General features: G+C 51.7%; 2 rRNA genes (1 of these 2 running past the window's edge). Both read right to left on the bottom strand.

Annotated features, from left to right (window positions below):
* Positions 1–7: 7 nt before the first annotated feature.
* Positions 8–123 (bottom strand): 5S ribosomal RNA (gene rrf, locus SPL68_RS18290).
* Positions 124–301: 178 nt separating this feature from the next.
* A 23S ribosomal RNA gene (locus SPL68_RS18285) occupies positions 302–3,171 on the bottom strand; it runs 18 nt beyond the window's last position.

The following is a 3,171-nucleotide window of genomic DNA, read 5'->3' as shown; positions in this document are numbered from 1 at the left end:
ATTAGAAGCTTGACGATGACCTACTCTCACATGGGGAGACCCCACACTACCATCGGCGCTAAGTCGTTTCACTTCTGAGTTCGGGATGGGATCAGGTGGTTCCAACTCGCTATGGTCGTCAAGCAATTCTGGATGAGTTCGGAGGTCTTAGGATGTGTAGTACATCGGCCTCGATTGACTCAAATAGGGTGGCGGAACGTAAAGTTTGCTGGCTGTATTTTACAGCATTTTGGACGCTTGCATATCGTACAAGTCCGGTTTTGTATTGAATCATTTAACCGCTAACAGTCGATTCTGTTATATGGTCAAGCCGCACGAGCAATTAGTATTGGTTAGCTCAACGCCTCGCAGCGCTTCCACACCCAACCTATCAACGTCGTAGTCTTCAACGGCTCTTTAGGAGGCTTAAAGCCTCAGGGAGATCTCATCTTGAAGGAGGCTTCCCGCTTAGATGCTTTCAGCGGTTATCCCGTCCGAACATAGCTACCGGGCAGTGCCATTGGCATGACAACCCGAACACCAGAGGTTCGTTCACTCCGGTCCTCTCGTACTAGGAGCAACTCTTCTCAAATCTCCAACGCCCACGGCAGATAGGGACCGAACTGTCTCACGACGTTCTAAACCCAGCTCGCGTACCACTTTAAATGGCGAACAGCCATACCCTTGGGACCGGCTTCAGCCCCAGGATGTGATGAGCCGACATCGAGGTGCCAAACACCGCCGTCGATGTGAACTCTTGGGCGGTATCAGCCTGTTATCCCCGGAGTACCTTTTATCCGTTGAGCGATGGCCCTTCCATACAGAACCACCGGATCACTAAGACCTACTTTCGTACCTGCTCGACATGTCTGTCTCGCAGTCAAGCGTGCTTTTGCCTTTACACTAACCTCATGATTTCCGACCATGATTAGCACACCTTCGTGCTCCTCCGTTACTCTTTGGGAGGAGACCGCCCCAGTCAAACTACCCACCATACACTGTCCGTAACCCCGATAAGGGGCCGACGTTAGAACCTCAAACATACCAGGGTGGTATTTCAAGGACGGCTCCATCGAAACTAGCGTCTCGATTTCAAAGCCTCCCACCTATCCTACACAGATAGGTTCAAAGTTCAGTGCAAAGCTATAGTAAAGGTTCACGGGGTCTTTCCGTCTAGCCGCGGGTACACGGCATCTTAACCGCGATTTCAATTTCACTGAGTCTCGGGTGGAGACAGCGCCCCCATCATTACGCCATTCGTGCAGGTCGGAACTTACCCGACAAGGAATTTCGCTACCTTAGGACCGTTATAGTTACGGCCGCCGTTTACCGGGGCTTCGATCAAGAGCTTCGCTTGCGCTAACCCCATCAATTAACCTTCCGGCACCGGGCAGGCGTCACACCCTATACGTCCACTTACGTGTTTGCAGAGTGCTGTGTTTTTAATAAACAGTTGCAGGGGCCTGGTATCTTCGACTGCCAGTAGCTTACGGAGCAAGTCCTTCACCACCAGCAGTGCACCTTCTCCCGAAGTTACGGTGCCATTTTGCCTAGTTCCTTCACCCGAGTTCTCTCAAGCGCCTTGGTATTCTCTACCTGATCACCTGTGTCGGTTTGGAGTACGGTCTCTTTTTACCTGAAGCTTAGAGGCTTTTCTTGGAAGCATGGCATCAAGCACTTCATGTTCCGAGGAACACTCGTCATCAGTTCTCAGCCTTAGCATCCCGGATTTACCTAAGACACCAGCCTACGACCTTAAACACGGACAACCAACGCCGTGCTGCTCTAGCCTTCTCCGTCCCCCCATCGCAGTAAAAAGAGGTACAGGAATATTAACCTGTTTCCCATCGACTACGCGTTTCCGCCTCGCCTTAGGGGCCGACTAACCCTGTCCCGATTAGCGTTGGACAGGAACCCTTGATCTTCCGGCGGGGGAGTTTTTCACTCCCCTTATCGTTACTCATGTCAGCATTCGCACTTCTGATACCTCCAGCATGCTTCTCAACACACCTTCGACGGCTTACAGAACGCTCCCCTACCCCACATACAAAGTATGCAGCCGCAGCTTCGGTTGCTAGTTTTAGCCCCGTTACATCTTCCGCGCAGGCCGACTCGACTAGTGAGCTATTACGCTTTCTTTAAAGGGTGGCTGCTTCTAAGCCAACCTCCTAGCTGTCTAAGCCTTCCCACATCGTTTCCCACTTAACTAACATTGGGGACCTTAGCTGGCGGTCTGGGTTGTTGCCCTCTTGACAACGGACGTTAGCACCCGCTGTCTGTCTGCCATGATTGCACTCCTCGGTATTCGTAGTTTGCATGGGGTTGGTAAGTCGGGATGACCCCCTAGCCCAAACAGTGCTCTACCCCCGAGGGTGAGACATGACGCGCTACCTAAATAGCTTTCGGGGAGAACCAGATATCTCCCGGCTTGATTAGCCTTTCACCCCTATCCACACGTCATCCCCAAATTTTTCAACATTTGTGGGTTCGGTCCTCCAGTAAGTGTTACCTCACCTTCAACCTGCACATGGATAGATCGCCGGGTTTCGGGTCTATTGCCAGCGACTAGACGCCCTATTAAGACTCGCTTTCGCTACGGCTCCCCTATACGGTTAACCTTGCCACTGACAATAAGTCGCTGACCCATTATACAAAAGGTACGCAGTCACAGAACAAGTCTGCTCCTACTGCTTGTACGCACACGGTTTCAGGATCTATTTCACTCCCCTCACAGGGGTTCTTTTCGCCTTTCCCTCACGGTACTGGTTCACTATCGGTCAGTTGGGAGTATTTAGCCTTGGAGGATGGTCCCCCCATATTCAGACAAGATATCACGTGTCTCGTCCTACTCGTTTTCATGACTAAGGCATTTTCGTGTACGGGGCTATCACCCTGTATCGCGGCACTTTCCAGAGCCTTCCACTAACACCAAAGCCACTTAAGGGCTGGTCCCCTTTCGCTCGCCGCTACTAAGGGAATCTCGGTTGATTTCTTTTCCTCCGGGTACTTAGATGTTTCAGTTCCCCGGGTTCGCTTCGTACAGCTATGTATTCACTGTACGATACCTACCAAAGGTAGGTGGGTTCCCCCATTCAGAGATCTCGGGATCATAGCTTGTTTGCCAGCTCCCCCGAGCTTATCGCAGGCTCCTACGTCTTTCATCGCCTCCAACTGCCTAGGCATCCACCGTGT

Source organism: Cellvibrio chitinivorans (assembly GCF_035117775.1).
GTDB lineage: Bacteria > Pseudomonadota > Gammaproteobacteria > Pseudomonadales > Cellvibrionaceae > Cellvibrio > Cellvibrio chitinivorans.
Note: the sequence above shows the minus strand (reverse complement) of the source record. Positions and strands in the feature narration are given on the sequence as shown.